This is a genomic window from Streptomyces sp. NPDC006655, from assembly GCF_040703965.1.
In the GTDB taxonomy this organism is placed as follows: Bacteria; Actinomycetota; Actinomycetes; order Streptomycetales; family Streptomycetaceae; genus Streptomyces.
In genome coordinates this window covers 1-1,343 of record NZ_JBEYJU010000255.1, presented here as the reverse complement: position 1 = coordinate 1,343, position 1,343 = coordinate 1, and the positions used below count along the sequence as shown (strand labels likewise).

Annotated in this window: 1 protein-coding gene and 1 pseudogene; both read left to right on the top strand. The window is 67.7% G+C overall.

From position 1 onward, the window contains the following. Window positions 1–342 (top strand): annotated as a pseudogene (locus tag AB0958_RS45145) (hypothetical protein); the annotation flags it as partial. Window positions 343–381: 39 nt separating this feature from the next. After that, a partial coding sequence (locus AB0958_RS45140) for a beta-ketoacyl synthase N-terminal-like domain-containing protein (RefSeq protein WP_366896295.1) occupies window positions 382–1,343 on the top strand: 962 nt, incomplete at its 3' end.

Sequence of the window (1,343 nt, the reverse complement as noted above, 5' to 3'; positions counted from 1 at the left end):
CGTCTACGTGGGGCCACCGGCCTCAAGCTTGCCGCCACCGTCGTCTTCGACTACCCCAACCCGCTCGCCCTCGCCCGCCACCTCCACCGCGAACTCGGGACCACGACGCAATCCGTGGCCGCACCGCATCCCCTGCTTGCTGAACTGAGCAGGCTCGATGCCACCTTGGCCGCGACGCCCGCCGACGACTCGGTCCGCGCCCAAGTGACCGCCCGGCTTCAGGGCCTTCTGGCCTCTTGGTCGCTGGCGAACGGAACCCCGTCCGTTGAGGAGGAGCTCGACTTCGATGCCGCCTCGGACGACGAACTCTTCGACCTGATCGACTCCGAGTTCGGCAACTAGCAAACGTCGTACCTCACAGCCTCTAGGAGCTGAACCCCGATGGCAGATGAAAGCAAGCTTCGCGACTATCTCAAGCGCACTCTCGCAGAGGCACGCCGTTCCCATCAGCGTGTGCTGGAGCTTGAGGCCGAGAAGTCGGAGCCGGTTGCGGTTGTGGGGATGGCGTGTCGTCTGCCGGGTGGTGTGGCGGGTCCGGAGGATTTGTGGCGGCTGGTCAGCGAGGGCCGGGACGGTATGTCTGGTTTCCCGTCTGATCGTGGCTGGGATCTGGAGGGCGTGTTCGACTCCGACTCGGGGCAGGCCGGCACCCCTTACGTGCCCCGGGGTGGGTTCCTGTATGACGCGGCGGAGTTCGACGCGGGTTTCTTCGGGATCTCGCCGCGTGAGGCGCTGGCGATGGATCCGCAGCAGCGCTTGTTGCTGGAGACCTCGTGGGAGGCGTTGGAACAGGCCGGGATCGACCCGGGGACGTTGAAGGGCCAAGACGTCGCGGTGTTCTCCGGCGTCATGGGCACCGACTACTTCGCGGGTGGCAACGTGCACTCCGAGCTGGGGGGCATCGGCACGGGGGCGGCGGCGAGTGTGGCCTCGGGCCGGGTGTCGTATGTGTTCGGTTTTGAGGGTCCGGCGGTGACGGTGGACACCGCGTGTTCGTCCTCACTCGTCGCGATCCATCTGGCGGCACACGCGTTGCGGCGGGGGGAGTGCTCGCTGGCGCTGGCGGGCGGCGCCAAGGTGATGGCGACGCCGGGGGCGTTCGAAGCGTTCTCGCGTCATGGCGGACTCTCCTTGGATGGCCGGTGTAAGTCGTATGCGGACGCCGCTGACGGCACCGGGTGGGCCGAGGGCGTCGGGGTGGTGGTTCTGGAACGGTTGTCGGCGGCCCGGCGGCACGGGCACCGGATCCTCGCGGTGATCCGTGGCAGCGCGGTCAATCAGGACGGCGCGTCGAATGGTCTGACGGCGCCGAATGGTCCGTCGCAGCAGCGGGTGATCCGTAA